The organism is Pirellulales bacterium (assembly GCA_035499655.1).
Lineage (GTDB): Bacteria > Planctomycetota > Planctomycetia > Pirellulales > JADZDJ01 > DATJYL01.
In genome coordinates this window covers 1-3,628 of the sequence record DATJYL010000130.1, presented here as the reverse complement: position 1 = coordinate 3,628, position 3,628 = coordinate 1, and the positions used below count along the sequence as shown (strand labels likewise).

3 protein-coding genes are annotated in these 3,628 nt (G+C 59.8%); all 3 read right to left on the bottom strand.

The genetic code is table 11. From position 1 onward, the window contains the following. Nucleotides 1–74: 74 nt before the first annotated feature. On the bottom strand, nt 75–1,322 hold the full coding sequence (locus VMJ32_09160; GenBank protein ID HTQ39187.1) for a TIGR00730 family Rossman fold protein: 1,248 nt from the start codon (nt 1,320–1,322) through the stop codon (nt 75–77). Nucleotides 1,323–1,411: 89 nt separating this feature from the next. Then, entirely contained in the window at nt 1,412–2,800 is a 1,389-nt protein-coding gene (locus tag VMJ32_09155; GenBank protein ID HTQ39186.1) for a cytochrome P450, read from the bottom strand. A gap of 307 nt (nt 2,801–3,107) precedes the next feature. Further along, nucleotides 3,108–3,353, bottom strand: coding sequence for a hypothetical protein (locus VMJ32_09150; GenBank protein ID HTQ39185.1), 246 nt, complete (start codon nt 3,351–3,353; stop codon nt 3,108–3,110). Nucleotides 3,354–3,628 lie beyond the last annotated feature (275 nt).

The window sequence follows — 3,628 nt, the reverse complement described above, 5'->3', positions numbered from 1 at the left end:
GGACCAACCTTCCGATAGCCCAAATCCGCCCATGTCGCACTTTGGATTGTCATGGAAGGTTACTGGACGGATAGCTAGCTGAGAATTCTGCCGGCGTTGATGGTGTCGATCAATTGGCGCAAACGGCCCAGGGAGCGGCGGTTGAAGTGGAAGACGAGGCGGGGGAGAGAAATGAGCGCCGGTTCGTCGCGCTCTTCTTTTTGCGGGCCATCGGTGATGAACTGGCCGTCGGTGAGAATGTCGTCGAATTCGGCGTTGATGTCGGCCAGTAGTTCTGCGCTGATCGGCGTTTGCAACCGGAACACGAGTTTGTTCTTCACGTAGCGCATGCTGTGGTACACGCGGAAGAACTGTTGGATTTCGTGGACGGCCGTTTCGACCGAATCGGTCCACTTGTAAAGCGACGAATCTTCGGGCGAGACCATGCCGTCGGCCAGCAGCCGGTTTTGGAAAAATTCCAACAGCGGCTGCCAGAATTTTCCGCCGGGCTCGTCGACGAACACCACCGGCACCATGTCGCGCTTGCCGGTTTGCAGCAGCGTGAGGACTTCCAGCCCCTCGTCCAGCGTGCCGAAGCCGCCGGGGAACAGGGCCACGGCGTCGCATTCTTTCACAAACATCAGCTTGCGCGTGAAAAAGTATTTCATGTGCACCAGCTTGGGGTCGCCGGCGATGATGGGGTTGGACGACTGCTCGAAGGGGAGCATGATGTTCAGGCCCATCGAATTTTCGCGGCCGGCGCCGAGGTGCCCTGCCTCCATAATGCCGCTGGCGGCACCAGTGACGACAAGCCAGCCAATTTCGGCCATGGCCCGGCCGAACTTGACGGCCTGCTGGTAAGTGGGTTTGTCGGGCCTTGTGCGGGCGGAGCCGAACACGGTGACTTTGCGGCGGTTGCGATACGGCGAGAACACTTTGAAGGCGTAGCGCAGCTCGCGCATGGTGCGGCTGAGGATTTTCAGATCGCCGCGGCTGGGTTGATCGGCAGCGAGCTTGTCGGCCGATTCCTTGATTTGCTCGATGAGGTCGGCGATGCGCTGGCGGTCGAGCGATTTGACGGTGTCGGCGGCGGCAGCCGGCGGCAGACCGGCGGAGATGGCCACGTTGTCGGTGGCGGCGGCGATGAGGGCCGTGGCGAGTTCCTGCGAGGCGACTTTGACGGCGTCGGGGCTGGGGGGCAGTGGATTGGAGGAAGCCGGGGCGTCGCCAGGCTTTGCCCCGGGCACCCGTCCGTTTTGAGATGCATCGGTGCTTGCGGTCGATGACGGCGGGTTAGATTTGGGCGGGGACGTAGGTGCGGACTGTTTCTGGCGGTCTTCCATGTCGGTCAAGCTTCCACTGAAGAATGTTACGCATGTGTGTTAATGTGATCCATTATAAGAGGGGCGGCAGGGGGCAGATAGAGCTAATATCACTTCGACGTACGCGGATGAATTACGGCAGGAACGCCGTTGTTGGAGCGAAGCGTAACGGAGGGCCAGGGGCGGACTTTTTCCGGGGCGATCAGTTCGAAACGGAAGCGTGGGGCGATGGCAGCCACAACCAGCACCATTTCCAACATGGCGAAGGTGTTGCCGATGCAAACGCGCGGGCCGCCGCCGAAGGGGAAGTAGGCGTAGTCTGGCCGGGAGTTTTGTTCATTGCTCTTTGTACCGGCGCCCTCACCCGAAGGGAGAGAGGAAGAAGAGAGCCAGCGGTCGGGGAGAAAGCGATCGGGTTGCTCGAACCAGCGGCGGTCGCGGTGAATGACCCATTGGCTCATAATCACGGCGCTGCCGGCGGGAACATCGAAGCCGCCGATCGTGGCATCGGTTAGCACGCGGCGGCTGAAGGCGTAGACGGGAGGAAACAAACGCATGGCTTCTTTGAGCACAGCCTCGGTGTAAGTCAGCTGTTGCACATCGGCCAATTGCGGCCAGCGGTCGCCGACCACGGCGGAAATTTCGCTCAGCAGGCGGCGCTCTACTTCCGGATGTTGCGCTAGCAGGAACCACGTCCAGACCAAAGCGTTGGCGGTGGTTTCGTGACCTGCGAGGAACAGCGTCATGACCTCGTCGCGGAGCTGGCGGTCGGTCATCCCGGTTTGATCGACTTCGTCGCGGGCGGCGATGAGCTTGGAGAGGAGGTCGCCGTGGTCGCGGCCTTCTTCGCGGCGCTGGCGGATGATGCGGTTGACGACTTCGTCCAGCTTGGCCACGTTGTGCTTGGCCCGGCGGTTGCGGGGCGTGGGGAGCCAGACGGGCGGATTCCAGGCGCTTTCGAAACGATGGCTGAAATCGCGCATGGCGCTTTCCAGCGGGGCGGCAATATCTTTGCTGACGTGCGCTAGTTCCATATCCATGAGCGCCGCGCCGACAATGGCCAGGGTGAGGCGCGACATTTCGTGATGCAGCGTGGTTTGCTGACCATTGCTCCACCCGCTGAGCAGCCGCTGCGTGTGGGCCACAAAGGTGCCGGCGTAGTTGTTGACGCTGTTTTTATTGAAAGCCGGCTGCACGAGACGCCGCTGGCGAAGCCAAAAATCTCCTTCGCTATTGACCAGGCCGTTGCCGAGCATGGGCCGGAGCAATTCGAAGACGTAACTTTTGCCGAATTTTTTGTTTTCGGTAACCAGCACTTGCTCCACGAAATCGGGATGGGTGGCCAAATGGACCAGCCGCGGGCCCAGGCGCAGCGCCACCAGATCGCCGTACTCGCGGGCACAGCGGGTGAAAAAGCCGAGCATGTCTCGGCGGAAGTTGGGAAGGTTGCCCAGCGGCCAACGTCCGGGCGGACTTGGCGGGCGGCGGGTGGCGGGCATGGGGTGTATCTCAGTGCGTGATTGGACCAAGGCAAGCTTAACGCAATTGTACGCAGAAAAACAACAGCGTGGCGCAGGAGTCAGCTTGTGACGCCAGACGATCGGCAGCTAAAAAATGGCAATGCTTGAGTGCGTCGTTGGCGTCAGAAGGTGAGTCCCGCGGGGACTTCAATGACCAATGACCAAATCCCAATGACCAATGAATGATGATTTGTGATCCCAGCATTCCTCTGCCATGTTCAGCGCAAAAAAAAGCCCCGCGTTACAGCGGGACTAGAAAAACTTTGATTTTTCTGCCAGAAGCGGCTTAGGCCGACGGGCGAATGTGATGTTGGTAGGCCAAAATCACTTCGTAAAGGTCGGCGGAGATGGTGACATCGTCGCCGGCAAAATCTTTCAGCCAGGTGCGGCGGCTGTTGGCGGCATCGGCCAAGAGGGGCAAGATTTCGGCCAAAGGAACCGTGACGGTTTGCGAAGCGGCGTGAGAATGAACGGCGGTGGTTTCCGATTCCGGACCGTAATAAACTTTGAAGCGGCGAGCTGCCGTAGCCATAGCGTCATCCTTGACGGGGGTGTGTTTTGCGTTGCCGACCGCGGCACGTTGCCACAGCCGGTCGCCGGGCCAGCCAAACCAGCTAGCACGACGTTGCCCACCCTGCTTCAATCTGTTTATCGGTCGTGGGGGGTGTTGGAGTTTGACGAATTTTTCCGTGGGCGACGAATTTTCCGAGATGCGTGCTAGCACGGTTTTGTGCAAGCGGTAGTATTAGCGGTTGGTCCTGAGGAGAATGATGACCCCGAATGACACGGATTTTGACAGATTTTGAT

Excerpts from the sequence above, each read along its gene's own strand:
- VMJ32_09160 (HTQ39187.1), bottom strand. The coding sequence starts at position 1,322 with ATGGAAGACCGCCAGAAACAGTCCGCACCTACGTCCCCGCCCAAATCT.
- VMJ32_09155 (HTQ39186.1), bottom strand. The coding sequence starts at position 2,800 with ATGCCCGCCACCCGCCGCCCGCCAAGTCCGCCCGGACGTTGGCCGCTG.
- VMJ32_09150 (HTQ39185.1), bottom strand. The coding sequence starts at position 3,353 with ATGGCTACGGCAGCTCGCCGCTTCAAAGTTTATTACGGTCCGGAATCG.